Source organism: Litorilinea aerophila, from assembly GCF_006569185.2.
Classification (GTDB): domain Bacteria; phylum Chloroflexota; class Anaerolineae; order Caldilineales; family Caldilineaceae; genus Litorilinea; species Litorilinea aerophila.
In genome coordinates this window covers 193,738-211,354 of sequence record NZ_VIGC02000006.1, presented here as the reverse complement: position 1 = coordinate 211,354, position 17,617 = coordinate 193,738, and the positions used below count along the sequence as shown (strand labels likewise).

Below are 17,617 nucleotides of genomic sequence, written 5' to 3'. Positions count from 1 at the left end.
GTCACTCCTTTCAGCCCTGGCGGGAGAGGGCCGCATGAAGCACTGCGATGACGGTCATACTGTCCCGGATCTCACTACGCCGGACCATCTCCAATACTTCTTCGAAGGGGAAGACGGCCACTTCGAAGAATTCAGTCTCATCCGGGGGCAGGCTGGACTGGCGGAGATCGTAGCCCAGGTAGAGGTGGGCGATCTCGTGGCAGATGCTTTTGGACGTATAGTAGGTGCTGACCCATTCCAGGCGGCCAGCGGTATAGCCGATTTCCTCCTGCAGCTCCCGGCGGGCGGCGTCCTCGGCCGTCTCTCCTGCCTTGATTCCGCCTGTGGGCATCTCCCAGCGGTGGTTCTCCCCGAAGACATAGCGATACTGCCGCAGCAGCATCACATGATCCGGGTCCACAAAAGGCAAAACGCCCACGCACTCGCCAAAATCCACCACGCCGTACAGGGTGGTTCGGCCATCGGGCAACTCGGCAATGTCCTCCCGGAGGCACATCCACGGGTTTTCATACACAGGGCGGCTGGACAGGGTCTTCCATGGGCGTGGCGGCATGGGCAGCTTCTCCTGGATCGGGCTGGATTCGGTTGTGGGTCGCAGGGCCGGCGGCTGGCCTGTCGTTGGGCAGGCTCTCAACGCCAGGGGGACGTGGCAGGCCCGGCAAGAAAGGCAAGGCCATTGTATCAGAAGAGGGGAGAGGTTCGTCTGTAAGCCAGCCAACCTAGACCAGTCACCCTACCCAGTGCCGGGGGTGTCTGCAGCCCTATCACCTATCCCTGCGTGACCTACGATGGGATACCGCGCCGTAGGTCCGGCCTCCCGGCCGGACATGGATGCCGAGGGTATTTGCACCCATGTCACGCAAGGATGCGTGACCTACGGCTATAGCCCTTGCGTACCTCGATGGCGCCGATTAATGTGTTGGAGGGTTTAGCGCCGAACCGAAGGCAGGTAAAGCTGGTGGGCAGGCGTCGGCGTTGCAGTGCCGGTAGCCACCGGTGGGCTGCCGGACGTCGTAGGCTGTGGCGTCGGGGTTGGCGTGGACGTCGGCGACGTGGCGCCCGGTGGGTTGCCAGGTTGCGGCGTTGCTGTGGGCGTGGGCGGCACCGGCGTCGGGGTTGGCGTAGGTGGTACTGGTGTCGGCGTCGGTGTGGGTGGCACCGGCGTGGGGGTTGGCGTGGGCGTGGCCACGGGCTCCACCTGGGCTGAGGTCTGGGCCACGTTGTCGGTGGTGTCCGTCTCGGCTACCCGCCCGTAGGGGTTGACTACGGCCTTCACCGGCACGTCGCCGCTGAAGCCGGTGGTGTCCCAGTCCGTGCCCACTGTTACCTGCCCTCCGGCCGGAATGTTGGCCACAAAGTCGCTGCCGATATACCAGTCGCCCCAGCCCTCGGCCGTGGCGAAGAAGGCCACCGTCACCGGCCCGCTGTACCGGCTGCCGCTGTTCTGGACCACTGCCTGCACCGGGACCACGTCCCCTTCTCGCCAGGCAGCCGCCTGGATGTCCGCCGCCGCCACACTGACGCTGCCGGCCACCAGGTCTGTGGCCGGGTTGGCCGTGGCCCGGAACTCCTCCAGGCGCACTGGATGGTCCGGCGCGACGAAGATGCGGATGGGCACGTCCACCTCGCCGCCCTTGCCGCTCAGGGAGGCGTTGACCGCCCCGGCCAGGTTGCCGCTGAGCAAACGGTGGGGCAGGCCGGCCGTGGTGCTGGTGGACCAGTCCACCGTGCCGTCGTCGCCCACGTCCAGGGAGACGGCCAGGGGGCCGGAGCCGCTGCCCTCCACGGTGAAGTCCAGGTTGGAGGTGGTGTAGGTGGCGCCGCCGGGCAGGCGCACGGTGCGCAGTTTGCTGCCCGCGGTGTCCACCCGCAGGTTGGTGAGGAGCACCTGGCCGCCCTGGCTCAGGGAGACCTTGACGGGCACGTCCAGGGTCCCTGTGGTGGGCGCGCCCTGGGCCGACCAGTAGGCGTTGAAGGCCCCGGCCAGGTCGGCGGTGGTGAGGGTGGCCGCGTTGTCCACGTTCTGGGTGGTCTCCCAGTCCCAGGAGCCGTCGTTGCCCACGTCCACCCGCACGGTGACATCGCCGCTGCCCACCTGGCTGACCAGCACGTCCAGGGTCGCCGCGCTGAGCATGGCCGAGGGCAGGCGCAGGGTGGTGGCCTGCTCGCCGGCGTCGGCGAAGTCCAACCGGCGGCCGTACTGGACCTGGTAGGCGCGGCTCTCGCCGTCGGGGATGTTCTCCGGCAGGTTGAGACGGCCCTGGGTGTAGGGCACGGATTCCACCTGCTCGGCGATGTAGCAGTTTAGTTTCTGGGTGCTTGCGGCGGGGTTAGTGGAACCAGAAAGGGGTTCACAATACTCGATGTATATACGCCCTACACTGCCTGAACCTGCGGACTTGCCTCCCGCACCTCCAACTGCAGTAACACGACCAGCACCGAGGGACAATATGCCAGCTCGAATGATTATTGAACCGCCGGCGCCACCACCCCCGCCGCCATCGAAGACTTCGATAGCACCGCCTGCCCCACCATTAACGCTGATCGTTCCATTTACAACCAGTTGAGCAACTGAAAGGAATACGATGCCGCCGCCAGCACCACCACCACCCGCGGAATTTCCGTCCTTGACTCCGCCGCCGCCGCCGCCGCCAAATATCAACGGTTGGGGGGACGCAGAACTGAATCCAGTGCCGCCTAGGCCAGCTTCTACGGAACCTGCCACAGAACTGGCTCCTCCACCGCTGCCACTGGCAGCATTCCCACCGCCGCCACCACCTGCAAATGCAGCATCGGTCTTGTATGCTCCCCCTCCTCCGATCCCATTAGCTAGTCTTGATCCAACTCCTAGTCCTGCGTTACCTTCCCCTTGTTGTCCTTGAGCGACCACGAAGCAACATGTTGTGGAGTCCCCTTGCCCACCACGAAAACCTGCCCCAATACCGCCGGCAGCATATTTGTGGGGTGATGGATAGCTACCGCCGCCGATGAATGAACCATTATTACCTGTTGCTTGGATAGCACCGACAATTGTCATCGGACTGTTACATAATACTGCGAACAGACCGCCCTTTATGCCGTCCCACCCTAACAAGGGTGTGACCGTTCCAGTCACATTGCATGTCGAGTACTGTGGCACGCGCAACACCTGGGCATGGTTGTTCCCGCCGCTGGTATAGTTGCACTGCAGTGCCTTGGCTAGCTGAATCGTCGCCGTGCCACCTGCATAATCCGACACCGCCTTGTTCAACTCCCAACAGCCGGCATTCGTCCCCTGGGTCTGGTGGATGAGCACCACATCGCCAGGGTTGATGCGCCAGCCAGCGTAGGCGTCAGTCACGTTGATGCTTGTCGCGCCAGCCGCGCCGCTGTTGACGATGGCGATGCCGGCGCCGTTGTCGTTGTCCAGGTTGCCGCTGGAGGGCATGACGCCATCCCGCCCGTCGCCGAACATGTCGTAGGAGGCGGTGCCCGCGCTGAAGTCCGTGGCGTACTTGCCCACGCCGTGCAGCGTGCCGTAGTCCTGGCTGTACACCTTCACCGGGTGCAGGCTCTGCGGGTCGGGGCCCAGGTCGTGGGTGAACTCCACCCACTCGCCCTGGTTCCTGGGCCCCTGCACCGTCACCGCCACGTCCAGCGGGCGCAGGTCGTTCTGGCCGGCCGTGTCCCCCGTGGGCGCGGCGATGGTCCCCACCAGGCGCACGGAGACCGTGGGCCGGTTCGGGTCGCCGGTACGCAGGGTCACCGTACGGTCGTAGGGCCCCACGGGCAACTCGCCCGTGTTCAGCACCAGTTCGTAGCCCACCAGGTCCGCCGCGCCCACGCTGCGGGCCGTGCGGTTCAGGCGCAGGCCGGGCGCGGGCTCCAGGTAGGTGTAGAGGACGTTGTGGCCTGTGTTGGCCAGGGCCAGTTCCCGCCGCAGCAGGCTGCCCTGGGTCACCGTGCCGAAGTCCCAGGTGGGCTCGGTCCCCGCCAGCACGGGCAGCGGATCCTGCTGGAAGCTGCTCAGGGGACGGCCCGCGGTGTCCAGGATGTTGCCCTCGTAGTCGGTGAGGAAGGCCAGGACGATGGTCTCCTCATCCGGGTTGTAGGCGGGGTTGAAGGCCCCGGTGTCGAACTGGAGGGTGGTGTAGGTGGGGCCTGGAGGCAGGGTCACCTGCTGGCTCACCTGTGAGACCACCGTGCCGGTGATGTTGACGAATTCCAGGAAGAGGTGGGCGTCCTGCAGGGTGACCGAGGCGGGGTTGTTCACCAGCAGGTCCACGCTGTTCACACCCGGAGTGACGGCCTGATGGGTCACAATCTCCACGCCCACGTCGTCCAGCATCTGCCCGGCGAAGGGGGCCAGGTCGTCCGTGGGCGCGCCCAGGTCCATGGCCTGGGGCGGGATGACGAAGCGGTGGTTGCCCTGCGGGTCGTTGTAGGAGACGATGACCAGGGGCGGCGTGTAGGGCTCCCGGTTGATGGTGTACTGGAAAGTGTCCCGGGGCGTCAGGGCCTGCACGGTGAAGGTCTCGCCGTTCTGCACGCTGCCCGAGTAGAGGGCCAACGTCAGCCCCAGGTTGCCCACGGGCAGGAAGGTGGGCGAGGCGTAGCCGTCGCCGAAGTTAAGGCTGCCGCTGTTGCCCATGCCGTCGTTCCAGGCCAGGGTCCACGCGCCGCTGCCCACCTGGCAGCCGCCGGGCGCGCCGCACTGCACGGTGAAGGTGTAGGTGCGATCCTCCCGGCCGGTGTAGTAGCCGGCCGCGGCCGGGACCGCGTGGCCTTCCTGGGTCCAGGCCGGCGGCAGGGGCGATTGAAGCAGGATGCGGCTGCCCACGATGACCGACTTCAAGGCCCGCACCCGGCCGGAGCCGCCCACGGTGTTGTTGGTGATGGAGATGGAGTCGTCTGGCGCGACCATCACCGCCTCCACGCCGTAGGCGTCGTAGACGCCCGTGTTGAGCAGGGAGAGGGTGGCCGTCACCCGGCCCCCCTCCCGGATCTGGTGCAGGCCGGCCAGGAGTTCGGGCCGGGGGAAGGAGGAGGCGTCGTTGGGGTCCGTGCCCAGGCGGCGCTCCGAGCGGTCGGAGAAGCCGTCCAGGTCGGTGTCCTTGTTGAAGCGGAAGAGGGCCACACTGCCGGGCACAGCCTGGGTGTCCTGGAAGCCTTCGGAGCCGTCGCCCAGGCCGTCGGTGTAGATGTTCCACCAGTCTGCGGTGGAGAGTTCCTTCTTGCACCAGACCGCCTTGGTGGGCTGGTCGGTGGGGCGGCGGGGCTCCCGGCACCAGGACGGCGTGTCGCTGCGGTACTCCGGCGTCCAGATGGCGGTCAACATGCCGTTGGCGTCGGTCTCGTGGGGGAAGTAGCGGGCCAGCACATCCAGCACCGTCTCCTGGCCCCAGGTGGGGATGAGGTAGGTGTCAATGGCCTCGTCGCCGTCGTCCGTGCCGTCCTCCATGGCGAAGAGGATGCCCGCGTTGGCCGCGTCATTGTACAAAACCTCATCGAAACCGTAACTGAAATCCTCGACAACAATACGAACAGGACCGCCCAGGTCGATGGCCTTCATCTGCTCCAGGCTGAGGGGGATCCGATAAGATGTATAAGTATGCTCCTCGCCTGGCATGAAGTTCACAAACAAAACATCATCGACCGGGGTGCCACATGAAGTCGATCCCACGTAATAGGTACAAACTGGATTCGGATTGTCGCCAATGTAGATATTGAAGGCCAGGTGCTTGATTTGGGTAGCGTACTCGGTGCCCGTGTTGCGCACCTTGTAGGTGAACCAGAGGTCTGCAGCGTGGGAAGAGTCCACGGCGGTGGCGGTGCCCCAGGATTCGCTGCTGGAGAAGGCCTCGCCGTTGGTGATGGTGTGCTCTTCGTATTGTTCGTGAGTAGTAGTTTGAGAACCGCCCCAGGATTTCCCTGTCGTTGTTGTCGTACTCTTAATAGGCATTGACAGTATGTAAGCTACGTCGTGAAGTCCTTGCGCAATAAGCTTTCCCGATTCTAAGTACGCATACCGAGATCCTTCAAGCGCATTGACTATATTACTTGTATCAAAATTTTGATTTAAAATAACTGATACTTCATTTTCAATTTGGTTTTGTAGACGAACATCAACTGATTGGTATTGGTTAATGTTAACTTGCTGCTGTATTTCATCTGGGGGTTGTTTTGTTCCATCTGGTTTCAAAAAGTCTAAAATCGTTACAGCGTCAGCTATTGGGCTAAGATACTCACCTGCTTTCTTCAAAAATTTCCCGGCGCCTTTTAATAACGGCCCAGCTTTTCTCAACAATTTGGAGCCTTTGCTAATAATTTTCCCGCCTTTTAATAGTAGTGAAGGCCAACCCATTGCCTGTTCTTGTTCTGTTTTTGCGAAGGTAGTTTGACTTCCAACCGGCACACGTTGTTGCAAAGACTCCGACACCTCCTGCCACTCATTCCACGTTACCGTGTTCGCCACACTGGTGCTGGTCCCCTCCGTCTTGGACGTGCTGTAGGATCTTTCCGTCCCCTGGCTGATGGTGTGGTCCGTGGTCACCGTGGTGACCGTCTCCACGTGCAGGGACGACTCCACCACGTCGATCTCCGGCACGGGGAAGGCCGCCACCAGGGGATGATGTCCCGGCGCCTTCACCCACGAGGGCATCTCCGCGAAGATCAGGCCCCAGTCCTCGTTGCGGGGCAGGGCACCGTAGCCGCAGAAGCCGCCCCCGCCCGTGCAGTAGGTGTTGCCGAAGAGCTCCTGGCCGTCGTCGAACTTGTCCCGATCCGTGCTCTCCCGGTTCGCGTTCAGCCCCAGCTCCAGCCGCTCCACCGCGTCGGGCACCGAATCGGAGTCATCGTCGTAGCAGTTCGCCTTCTGATGGGGCCAGCCCTGGAAGGGTTTGCCCGTACTGGGGGCCTTGGACAGCTCGTTGTTCATCCACGCCTTGAGCGCGGCCACCTCGTCGCCGTCGTTCACGCCGTCGAAGTCCGTGTCGGCCCGGGCCGGGTCGGTGCACCACCAGCCTTCCGCCGTGTCGGTCAGGCCGTCGTTGTCGCCGTCCACATCCTCCGCAGCCGCCAGGAACGCCTGCTGGGCCGCCGTGAGGCTGGCCAGTGCCGTCCGCAAGGCGCGCATGGCCGTGGCCTGGACCTCCTCCTCCGTAGGGAGCGCAGCCGCCGCAGCGGCCTGCGCCAGCAGGGGCGCCAGACTGCCGGCGACCGTCCGGTCCCGCCCTTCGTTGGCCGACACCAACAGGGCCAGTCCGTTGGTCCGGTCCGGGTTGAAGCGACGCCTGGCTAACTCCTCCAAACCTGCTTCATCGACGAGCACAGAAGCCCAGTCCCCACCCCGCGCCAGGATCACCACGCCCATCTGCGCCAGGGTGCGCCACTGGGCCGGCGTACGAACGGTGATGTGGGTGCGGAAGAGGGCTTCCGCCACCGGCCGCGCCGGGCCGTTGGCAATCCAGGGAAGAAACAGGGGTTGATCCCCCGGTTGGGCCAGAACGACGGGCGCCGCACTTTGGACGATCAGGCCGGCAGCCAAGATGCAGTGGAAAAGAGTAAGAAGCCGACGAGGAAGACGGGGAACAAGTCGCATGGGGACCTCCGGGAGATGAGAGTGGCTTCGATTTTGCATAGGATCCCTGTCAGGCCGAAAATCTGTTTCGGCCTGACAAGGAACAAAAGCGTCAAAACGTTCTGCTCGTCTTGATGGGCATTTTAGCCAACAATTCAGCAAAAATCAAACGCAATTGAAAGCTCCCTTACATTCGAGCCCCCCCGTAGCTCCAGGGCAGATGCCCCAGATTCTGCCCCAAATGCCCCCCCAGCAGACGACTCTGCAGTACGAGCTGCGCCTACAAAAGAGCAACCTTGCCCCATTGGTACATCTGCCCCTTCTACGAAATCGATGTCATCTGTGGATTGCACCTGTAGATTGAAAAAAATGCAAGGATGGTAAAACAAAAAAAGAGCCCAACGTCATCCGTTGAACTCTTCTTCCTGGCTGACCGCGGCTGCGGTCTTGATTGATGAGGGGCGCTCGATGGGGCTCGAACCCACAACACCCAGATCCACAATCTGGTGCTCTGCCATTGAGCTACGAGCGCCATGGCGGGGAAAGACAACAACCACTTCTGGTTGCCAGTGACAGACCGGGGCAGGATCACCTGCCCCGACCGAGCTGGGGGACAGGGATTCGAACCCCGATTGACGGATCCAAAGTCCGTAGTCCTGCCGTTAGACGATCCCCCAATAATTGAAAACGCTCAATGATAAATGGACAATTGTTAATGTTTGGGGATCACGTCATCTCGACAATTTTCCCATTAACAATTTCCCATTATCCATTTACAATTACTAAGGTGCCGAGACCCAGACTTGAACTGGGGACACCAGCATTTTCAGTGCTGTGCTCTACCAACTGAGCTATCTCGGCAAAAAGGCCGGCCAGAAGCCGGCCCCGGTGAGCGGGCGATGAGATTCGAACTCACGACCTTCTCCTTGGCAAGGAGACGTTCTACCACTGAACTACGCCCGCAAAATTGGTTGCTACCTGTGACCTGGCAGCCGTGGGAAGTGGACCCGGTCGGATTCGAACCGACGATCTTCTCCTTGCAAAGGAGACGCCTTCCCACTAGGCCACGGGCCCGCGATTGCCCAGGTGCCGACGAGAGGACTCGAACCTCCACACCCTGACGGGCAATAGATCCTAAGTCTATCGCGTCTGCCAATTCCGCCACGTCGGCGCAACAGCCGCCATTGTAGCAGAATCGCCCTGTTTTGGCAAGTTTGAGCGGATTTGTACCCCCGATTCTGTCCGGCCTGGCTTCCGCCTGGCCGTGCTGTCATCTATCTCAGCGCAGCCATCCATGCTTTCGCACCAGACAACTGCACCTGGCGGCTTGTGGCTTGCCGGGTGTTACCCGGCCTCACCCGTACCGCTGCGACGAGATCACACCGGCGATGGCCATACATGATGGCTTCCAGCGTGACCCTCTCGCCTTGCTCCCAGTTGCACGCTCGCCTAGCCGGCCACATTGCTGTGACCGCTGGTGGGCTCTTACCCCACCGTTTCACCCCTTACCACCCACAACACCCATCGAACGGGGCGCCATGGAGGCGGGAATGCTTTCTGTTGCGGTTGTAGTCAGACGCCCGTTACCAGGCGCCCGCCCTCACTTACGGTTTCGTGAGGCAACCTTTCGAGCCGCCATCAACGGCCCGAATGGGAGTCGGGAAGTTCCTCTGCCGGCCTCTACAGCCGACAGCGACAGCTGCAAATCCGCCGACTCAGACGATTCATCCGAAATATCGGCCTGCGCCGACTTGCAACTTTCGGGCTGTTTCGGTTGTTAACCTGCCGACGCGATTTGGGGTGTCCTTCGTGGCCCCTGACCCGGGGCCCGCAGCCACTCCATTCTGCTTGTTAAATTTACCACAGAGGGTCTCTGATGTCAAATCTGGTCGACGACTGCACAAACACTAATCCGCTCCCCCTCCATGCTCCTGCCCCGGCGGCGACAGGTCCAGTTCTGGCTGGCGGGGCCCTTCCACCCACACCTGGCCGTCGGACCAGTTTTCCTGTTTCCAGATGGGCACGATGGCCTTGAGGCGCTCGATGGCATAGCGACAGGCCTCGAAGCAGCCGTCGCCCCGGTGGGGCGTGGCCACCGCAATGACCACGCTGGGTTCGCCAACTTCACAGCGCCCAATGCGGTGCATGATGCTCACCGCCTCCACCTTGGGCCAGCGGGCCTTGATTTCGTCGCCGATTTGCGCCAGCATACGCTCGGCCATTTCCACATAGGCTTCGTAGACCAGAAAATCGGTGTTGCGGGCGCCGGCTTCCGTGGCCGTCTCACCCCGCACGGTCCCGCTGAAGACCACCACCGCGCCACAGCTCACCCGGCTCACCCGGGCCGCCACCTCGTCCAGGGAGAGGGGCCGGTCGGTAATTTCATACAGTTTCGGCGCCGCCTGGCTGGATACCTCCTCAAGGACGCTCTCTCGCTCCCCGCCGGTTCCGCCCGAAACCGGCGGAAACAAGGCCACTTCATCGCCCGGGGCAAGGATCCGGTCCAGATGGGCGTACTCCTGGTTGACGGCCGCATAGACGGGACGGTCGGCAAAGGTCAGGTTTTCGTGCTCCTCTTCCAACCGGCTCAGGAGATCTTGTAAGGTGGCCTCGGTCGGCAGGTCAATGCGCCGCTCGGACCAACCGGCCTGCTGGCGCAGGGTAGCAAAGAGTTTAACGGTGACTTCCATGGGTATCCCCTTCCCCGTCTTCCAGCTTTCGCGGTCCAACGTCTTCGTGCAGATTCACATCGCCTCCGGCTTCCCGACGCCAGGGGCCCGACTTGCCGCCCTGTTTCTCCAACAGACGAATGCCGCCGATGGTCATGGTCTTTTCCAGGGCCTTGGCCATGTCGTAGATGGTCAACGCGGCCACGCTCACCGCGGTCAGGGCCTCCATCTCCACGCCGGTCTGGCCCTGGCAGCGCACGGTGGCGGTGATCACCACCCGGCTCTCTCGTTCGTCGATCTCAAAATCAACGGCCACCTTGCTCAAGAGCAACGGATGGCAGAGGGGTATCAGCTCGGGAGTGCGCTTGGCTGCCATGATGCCGGCAATGCGCGCGGCGGCCAGGACATCTCCCTTGGGGACGTTGCCCTCTCGGATGGCGGCCAGGGTAGCCGGCTGCATGCGCACTTCCCCCTGAGCTACCGCGGTGCGGGTGGTAACGGCTTTGTCGCCCACGTCCACCATGGCGGCGTGGCCATGGGCATCCAAATGGGTCAAGGGCTGGGCCATGAGTGCTCCCTTTCTGTTCCTTTGGCAAAGATGTATCTACCCCAAGGGGCCGATGAGGAGGGCGGTCACCACGTCCCCGGCCTCCAGCCGGCCTGCGCGCTGGGGGAGCTCCAGCAGGGCGTTGGCTGTGCGCATGCTGAGCAGGCGGCTGCTGGCCTGGCTGCCGGTGCTGGTGGCCAGGAAGCCGCCCCGCCCCTGGTTCAGGGAGGGTTCCCAACGCAGGGTAGCCCGGTGGTACTCAGGCCGATGGGCATCCAGGGGCAGGGGTTGGGCCAGGTGGGCCTGAACCCGGGGCAAGTGCGGGTTCGGCCAGCCAGCCATTTGGCGCATGGCAGGCACGGCCATCAGGTAAAAGGTCACCAGGCTGCTCACCGGGTTACCCGGCAGGCCGAAGATGAGCTTCTTGCGGCCGGCCACCTGCGCGGTGGCGAAGGTGAGGGGCTTGCCGGGCTTCATGTGGATACGGCCAAAGTGGACTGTGCCGGCGTGTTCCAGCAGCGGCTTGATCAGGTCCAGCTCGCCCATGGAGACGCCGCCAGAGCTGAGCAGGATGTCCGCTTCGGCCAACCCCCGTTGGACGCCCGCTTCCAAAGCCTCCTGGCTGTCGCCGGCGATGCCCAGGTCCACCGGGATGCCGCCGTTGGCTGCCACGGCCGCCAGAAGCATGGCCCGGTTGCTGTCCCGAATCTGGCCGGGGCCCAGGGGCTGGTCGGGCTCCACCAGTTCATCGCCCGTGGAGAGCACGGCCACCCGGGGGCGGGGGTAGACGGGCACCTGGGTGACGCCTGCGGTGGCCAGGAGGCCGACCTCGGCCGGGCCGATGTACTCGCCGGCAGCCAGCACCTGCTGTCCCGCGGCCACGTCCACGCCCACGGGGCGAACATCGTCGCCAGGCTTGACCCGGGCGTGGATCCGCACCCGGGGCGTGCCATCATCCGTGGGCAGCCGCTCGGTCTCCTCCACCATGACCACGGCATCGGCGCCCGGAGGCAGGGGCGCGCCGGTGGTGATGTAGGCCACCGTGCCCGGCGACAGGCGAAAGTCGGCCACCCGGCCTGCGGTCACCTCGCCGACCACGGGGTAGTCGCCGGGACCGTCCGCGGCCACGACCGCGTAGCCGTCTTTGACCGAGGCGGGAAAGGGCGGCAGGGGCTCCCGGGCCACCACGTCGGCTGCCAGGATGTGGCCCAACGCCTGGGCCAGCGGCACCGTCTGCGCCGGCAGGGGATGGGCCTGGGCCAAAACTACCTCCAGCGCCTCGGGCACCGGCAACATGGGATAGGGCGATTCGGGTCTGGCTGTCATGGGTCTGATCCGGTCTGCACAGGGTTTGGTCTCATTCGAATCGCGACACGTCCATATTGTAGCATGGAATGAGGGTGAATCGGTAGGATCGCGCCCGCTCGGGGTATAGCAGCGTATTATAATCCAGATGTATCTTTGACCATGTTTGGCCTACTACAGACGGATTTGGATGTTTCGAACCCAATGGAGAATCGGACAGATCGGTTCAACCAGTTGGAGGTCCGGGCAATACGCCAGTATAATTCGGGGAAGTGGCTGGAAAGCAATCGGACATGCGGATCCCGGTTGCACAATGTGCCCCCATCATTATGATTATGTCTACTATGTCATGTCTCTGGTAATATCTTCCGTACATATCTCCGGTCTGCCCTAGAACGGCCAGAGCAATTTCAGGTTAAAAATTATGAAGAGGCAGTCAGCTCATTTGTCAAAGACGGCGCAATTCACTTGGTCAACTCTTTTGCTCAATAACATAGGGACACGCCTCGTTTTACTGATCCATTATCGGTCTCTTATTTATAACTTGGTGATACGTGATTTGAAGGTGCGTTATCGGAATAGCCTATTCGGTTTTTTGTGGAGTTTGCTCAATCCGCTAGGCATGATGCTCGTTTTCACCATTATCTCGCCACTGCTATTCCGAGATCAGTCAATTGTCAATTATCCAGTCTTTTTGCTGAGTGGCATTTTACCCTGGAATTACTTCTCCGCAAGCGTCATGACTGGCACAAATAGTGTTGTTACGAATGGACATCTTATCAAGAAAATCTATTTTCCCCCCGAGGTATTGCCCGTTGCGACGACGCTCTCTAATCTTATCAATTTTTTGTTGGCGCTATTGATTTTATTTGTTCTGATTTTCATCTCTGGAATTCAGCTCAGTCCATGGATTGCGCTTTTGCCCATTGTGATTCTAATTCAAACGGTCTTGACTCTGGGCATTGTCTTCTTTTTAAGCGCTATACAGGTCTATTATCATGATACATTGCTGATTATGGACGTCGTTATGTTGGCATGGTTTTTCTTAACACCGGTGTTTTATTCGACATCGATGCTCCCGGCAACCTACGAACTTTTCGGCATTACGCTCAACGTTCATCGACTTCTCTATATCTTGAACCCTATGGCCTCCCTCATTAACATGTATCGAGACCTCTTGTATTGGAGTTATCGAACCGATATAGATTTTTTCTTACGTACTTCTATCACGGCCATCTTGTTCTTAATTGTTGGATATTGGTTCTTTGTACGTTATAGTAGCCACTTCAGTGAAGAGGTGTAAGATGCACCCGCTGTTCAAACCTCAAAACTGGAAATTCTCAAGGGAGTCTCTTCCCCTGCTCGGGAGAAAAGTCCTTATCTTTATTGGTTTGACTGCATTCTTGATATTTATTTCATCCCCATCACTCCAGGCGGAAACGGTGGAGTCTCCGGTAAAAATCTTTCCGCTGCCAGCATCCCCTTTTGATGTTCAGGTAGAAAATGCGAACAAAGTATGGTTTACACTCCCAACAGCGAATAAAATTGGCTCATTAGAGATCCTTTCCGCCTCTACGCCAGAGCAATATCTATATACTTTCTATACGCCGCCAACCCCCAATAGCGAGCCTTATCGACTCGCCATTGATGAACATAATGTCTGGTTCACACAGAGACAAGGCAACCGAATTGGACGCCTTTCCAAGGAGAGCGGAAGCATTGTTGAATATGAAATTCCTACACCGAACAGTGAACCGACCGGCATCGATATTGCTCCGAATGGATATGTCTGGTTCGTACAAAATAAGGGGAACAAAATCGCATCCCTCATACCCGCCAACGGTACGATTCAAGAGATCAATGTAGGTTATGGGAATGCCAATCTCGATAGGATCGATGCCACCGCTTCTTCAATTGTCTGGGTGACAGCCCCGGGAATTAATTATCTGCTGGGATATCGGCCCGCTTTTAATGATATTGTGACTGTTAGCGTGGTAGACAATCGGCCTGGTGGTGGCCCTGGCACAGTGAGTGGACTGGCCGTGACAAGTACCGGTGTGCCCTGGATTTCCACAAAAAATCTCCCTAAACTAGCCGTCTACATGTACGGCACGCTGGCTACCTGGCTGTGGTACTCATATCCATGGACAACAGCGGAGTTGACAGATATTGACCTCTGGATTGATTCCAATCAAACATTTTTGTGGGCGCTGGATGGAGCCAACCGCGAAGTTGTGCAGATTGATGCGACAACCACGCGCGTAGTACAACGCATAGGATTAGGTAGGGAGATCAGCATATTAGCGTCTTTGGATTTCGAGCCCACAACCCAAATCATTTGGGTCAGTGATGTGGGGGCTTCAGCTCTTTATGCCCTACAACCGCCCTACCATCTCGCAATCTACTTGCCTGTGATAGCACGTTGAAGGTGATCAAAAAAACTATCTTGTCATACACAAATTGGCGATTGGTGATTGTCCCCCCTACACTTCTCTATCTGTTTTTGGTCACATTATATTTTCTGACCATTCCCCTTGGAGAAAGTCCAGATGAACCAGGACATTTACAGTGCATCCAACAGGTTGCGTTGTATAACCGCCTTCCGATTGTCGAGCCCAAACCACAAGGGGAGTGGTGGAAGCCTGGCGTTACCTTGTCTGGACGCATGTGCTATCACATGCCCCTTTACTATGTAGGTACAGGCTTATTGCAAAAGGCAATCGGCTACATGACGGGGAGTCCAGTAGCCATCGATTTCCCGGCACATAACGAAGCGTTCGGCGAAACCGGCGTGATGTTTCTGCATTCAAATCGACAAAGCCTGTGGCAACGCGAAGAGCCCAGCGTAGTGATCGGTGTACGGATCGTCTCAATTTTGCTGGGATTAACAGTGGTATGGGCCTCGATGGCAATAGCTCACCAGCTTTTCCCCAAAGCGCCGATCGCCGCCCTGCTTACTGGTACCTGGGTTGCTGGCTGGCCACAGTTTTTATTCCTGAGCCGGGCAATTAGCAATGATGTCTTGGCCACAGCGTTGGCCTCTATCACGCTGGCACTGCTTCTACAACCAGGAAAGCCCGGGCGATATGTTCTGCTGGCAGTCCTTTCAGCACTGGCAGTACTCACAAAGGTGACCATGCTTTTTGTTATCGGAGCAATTGTCGCCGCCTGGTTGCTAGAATTCATCCGATTGCCACAACAACGCCGGAATCTGATCGAAAAATTCGGTTTGATGCTACTCATATGGGGTGCAACTGCAGCAATAGTCCAACTGACCCCCACGATTCGAACCAATTTTTGGTCAAGTGCTCAAACGTTTAGCCGGGTCGGAGAACGAGTCTTGCAGCTAGAATATTGGCTGGAAGTAATCCGTTTAACCTTGAGCTCCGGTTGGGTTCGATTTGGTTGGATGAATGTAGCAGCGCCAGATGTCTCAGCCTATCTATGGTGGAGTCTTATCTTTGGCCTTTCATTTGTTGGCTGCAGAAATTGGTGGCGCAGTGGACTACGCGAACGCAATCTGATAGCCGCCATTCTCGTTGTCTGGTGCTTAGGCGCTACAGCTGCGTATATACGGATTAACATGACCGTTTTTCAACCACAGTTTCGCTTTCTGCAAAGCCTTATCCCAATTTTCAGTACGCTTGTGGCAGGAGGATTGCTCAGTATTATGCCGCGACAACCTCGTCGACAAATTTTTGTCAGCGGTACCTTAATCTTGCTCGCAATCGTTGTAAATGCCCTGATCATCTGGGAAATCGTAATCCCGCATTACGGATTGCTGAGTTGACGCAGAGTTCATGGGTTGACTACCCTTGAATGTATTGGAGTTGTAAAGGAGAATTTCCATGAAGATGCCCTTCCCCAAGGGAAAACGACCACTTCGTCCTTCCTCCCTGGCTATCGCCCTGCTATTAGCCTGCACAGGCTTTCTTTTCGTCCCGAGCATGGCCTACGCTGCATTCAATTTCGATACCGATGAGGTATTCAAACTGGCCACAGGCGTAAGTGCGACAGCTCCTAATTGTCGTTACGGTGTCACTGCCTCTCCGAAGGGGGCAAGCCAGGTGGAATCCATGAAAATCGGTTGGGTGGTCACCTTCGGGCCCGACCGACCCAGCTGGCTACCGGCCAATGTCGCACATACGCCGATGGTTCGACTGAAGCAAAACCGCAACGAACAGGGGGCACGCCTCCCCTCTTATACGGCTAGTCCGCCCTTCACGGAAAGTGGATTGGGACAATACATCCAGGCCAATCCAGGTGCAGTCTGGATTATCGGCAATGAAGTGGACCGTGTCTACTGGCAAGATGATTTAATGCCAGAAATTTATGCCGATGCCTATCATGATGCCTACCACTTCATCAAAGAGAGAGATCCCAGTGCCAAGGTCGCAGTATCGGGATTGGTGCTTGTCTCGCCAGGGCGGCTCCAATATCTCGACAAGGTATTGGAGGCCTATCGCGCCAAATATGGTACCCCTATGCCAGTAGATGTCTGGACATTTCACGCCTATATTTTCCCGGAACGTATTGAAGAATATCAGCGTCCGAGCGATGGGATAGTTCCGCCAGACTCAGGCAATCCAGTGTTTGCATCCATTGCCAATGGAACAGATCCGTCGATTGCGCTTAAATTGCCCCACTGGTGGCGCCCTCTTTCTGAACAACTAGATCTCTGTTCACGTGATGACTACTACTGTATTTATGAACACGACAGCACTGATCTGTTCATCCAACAAGTGGTGGCCATGCGTAGATGGATGAAGGAACGAGGGTATCAAAATACGCCATTACTGCTCACAGAATGGTCATTATTGCACCAATATAAAGTAGATGGGAATGGCCAATGCCTTGGAACCAAGGATGAATATGGGAATTGTTTTACCCCTCAACGCGTCACTAATTTTATGGAAGAGTCGGTACAATATCTTGAAAATGCCATCGATCCCGATCTGGGCTATCCACTGGACAATGGCCGGCTGGTACAACAGTGGGCCTGGTTTTTGATGGACGATGCCAACCTGGGAGACTTTATCGATGGCAACCCCAGCCTGTTGATTGACCCGGTTCACGGGAATCTGACAGAGATGGGACAAAAGTATCGCGATTTAATTGCGGCCACAACAACTCAGCCCAACTTAGTGATTGATCAAGTTTTTGCCGCCGTGGTCGACTCGGATACTCAGAACGGAGCCGCAACGGCAACGCTGAAAGTCAGTATTCGTAATAACGGCAACACGCCAACTTCGCAACCATTCCAGGTGAAATTCTATCAGGATGCCAGCCTTTCTCAACAGATCGGCGAGGCAACGGTACCTGCCGGACTGGAGGGCTGCGCCATAAATGATATGGTGGTCGAAGTGGAGTGGGAGAATCTTGGCCCGGGCACCCATCGCTACTGGGTCACGGTTGACAGTGAAGAAGTGTTTGGTTCAAGCAAGACCAGCAGCTCCATCGTCATTGTCGACCCTAAACAGATTTTCTTACCTATGTTATATCGGTGATAATCCCACACCCCCATTTATTTTTCATTTG

At 58.8% G+C, this 17,617-nt stretch carries 8 protein-coding genes, 6 tRNA genes and 1 pseudogene; 4 read left to right on the top strand and 11 right to left on the bottom strand.

What is annotated here, in order from left to right; all coding sequences use genetic code 11:
• Nucleotides 1–10: 10 nt before the first annotated feature.
• From FKZ61_RS06300 to FKZ61_RS06250, 11 genes and pseudogenes are all read right to left on the bottom strand, one after another.
• Nucleotides 11–553 carry an NUDIX domain-containing protein gene (locus FKZ61_RS06300; RefSeq protein WP_141609223.1) on the bottom strand — a complete coding sequence of 181 codons (543 nt, stop codon included), beginning with the start codon at nt 551–553 and terminating at the stop codon, nt 11–13.
• A 375-nt stretch (nt 554–928) separates the two neighbouring features.
• On the bottom strand, nt 929–7,579 hold the full coding sequence (locus FKZ61_RS06295) for a CARDB domain-containing protein (protein ID WP_141609222.1): 6,651 nt from the start codon (nt 7,577–7,579) through the stop codon (nt 929–931).
• A 439-nt stretch (nt 7,580–8,018) separates the two neighbouring features.
• A tRNA-His gene (locus FKZ61_RS06290) sits at nt 8,019–8,090 on the bottom strand.
• Nucleotides 8,091–8,164: 74 nt separating this feature from the next.
• Nucleotides 8,165–8,235, bottom strand: a tRNA-Gln gene (locus FKZ61_RS06285).
• Between the two features lie 111 nt (nt 8,236–8,346).
• Nucleotides 8,347–8,419, bottom strand: a tRNA-Phe gene (locus FKZ61_RS06280).
• Nucleotides 8,420–8,449: 30 nt separating this feature from the next.
• Nucleotides 8,450–8,521: transfer RNA gene (locus tag FKZ61_RS06275), tRNA-Gly, on the bottom strand.
• A 39-nt stretch (nt 8,522–8,560) separates the two neighbouring features.
• Nucleotides 8,561–8,632: transfer RNA gene (locus FKZ61_RS06270), tRNA-Ala, on the bottom strand.
• A 13-nt stretch (nt 8,633–8,645) separates the two neighbouring features.
• Nucleotides 8,646–8,729 (bottom strand) — tRNA-Leu (locus tag FKZ61_RS06265).
• 736 nt (nt 8,730–9,465) lie between these two features.
• Entirely contained in the window at nt 9,466–10,248 is a 783-nt protein-coding gene (moaD, locus tag FKZ61_RS06260; protein WP_141609221.1) for a molybdopterin converting factor subunit 1, read from the bottom strand.
• A gap of 73 nt (nt 10,249–10,321) precedes the next feature.
• Nucleotides 10,322–10,795, bottom strand: a pseudogene (gene moaC / locus FKZ61_RS06255) (cyclic pyranopterin monophosphate synthase MoaC); the annotation flags it as partial.
• A 36-nt stretch (nt 10,796–10,831) separates the two neighbouring features.
• A complete protein-coding gene (locus FKZ61_RS06250; RefSeq protein ID WP_141609219.1) occupies nt 10,832–12,100 on the bottom strand; it encodes a molybdopterin-binding protein in 1,269 nt (422 codons plus the stop codon).
• A gap of 403 nt (nt 12,101–12,503) precedes the next feature.
• On the opposite strand from FKZ61_RS06250, the gene FKZ61_RS06245 reads away from it, so the two are divergent.
• Genes FKZ61_RS06245 through FKZ61_RS06230 form a run of 4 tightly spaced genes read left to right on the top strand, consistent with a single transcriptional unit; the run spans nt 12,504 to nt 17,586 of the window.
• A complete protein-coding gene (locus tag FKZ61_RS06245; protein ID WP_141609218.1) occupies nt 12,504–13,382 on the top strand; it encodes an ABC transporter permease in 879 nt (292 codons plus the stop codon).
• A 1-nt stretch (nt 13,383) separates the two neighbouring features.
• Nucleotides 13,384–14,505 carry a virginiamycin B lyase family protein gene (locus FKZ61_RS06240; protein ID WP_141609217.1) on the top strand — a complete coding sequence of 374 codons (1,122 nt, stop codon included), beginning with the start codon at nt 13,384–13,386 and terminating at the stop codon, nt 14,503–14,505.
• A 2-nt stretch (nt 14,506–14,507) separates the two neighbouring features.
• Entirely contained in the window at nt 14,508–15,869 is a 1,362-nt protein-coding gene (locus tag FKZ61_RS06235; RefSeq protein ID WP_141609216.1) for a glycosyltransferase family 39 protein, read from the top strand.
• A gap of 58 nt (nt 15,870–15,927) precedes the next feature.
• On the top strand, nt 15,928–17,586 hold the full coding sequence (locus FKZ61_RS06230; protein WP_141609215.1) for a glycoside hydrolase family protein: 1,659 nt from the start codon (nt 15,928–15,930) through the stop codon (nt 17,584–17,586).
• Nucleotides 17,587–17,617: the final 31 nt, after the last annotated feature.

What these genes read in the sequence shown, in the direction of transcription:
- FKZ61_RS06300 (WP_141609223.1), bottom strand. Translation starts at nt 553, where the DNA reads ATGCCGCCACGCCCATGGAAGACCCTGTCCAGCCGCCCTGTGTATGAA.
- FKZ61_RS06295 (WP_141609222.1), bottom strand. Translation starts at nt 7,579, where the DNA reads ATGCGACTTGTTCCCCGTCTTCCTCGTCGGCTTCTTACTCTTTTCCAC.
- moaD (WP_141609221.1), bottom strand. Translation starts at nt 10,248, where the DNA reads ATGGAAGTCACCGTTAAACTCTTTGCTACCCTGCGCCAGCAGGCCGGT.
- FKZ61_RS06250 (WP_141609219.1), bottom strand. Translation starts at nt 12,100, where the DNA reads ATGACAGCCAGACCCGAATCGCCCTATCCCATGTTGCCGGTGCCCGAG.
- FKZ61_RS06245 (WP_141609218.1), top strand. Translation starts at nt 12,504, where the DNA reads ATGAAGAGGCAGTCAGCTCATTTGTCAAAGACGGCGCAATTCACTTGG.
- FKZ61_RS06240 (WP_141609217.1), top strand. Translation starts at nt 13,384, where the DNA reads ATGCACCCGCTGTTCAAACCTCAAAACTGGAAATTCTCAAGGGAGTCT.
- FKZ61_RS06230 (WP_141609215.1), top strand. Translation starts at nt 15,928, where the DNA reads ATGAAGATGCCCTTCCCCAAGGGAAAACGACCACTTCGTCCTTCCTCC.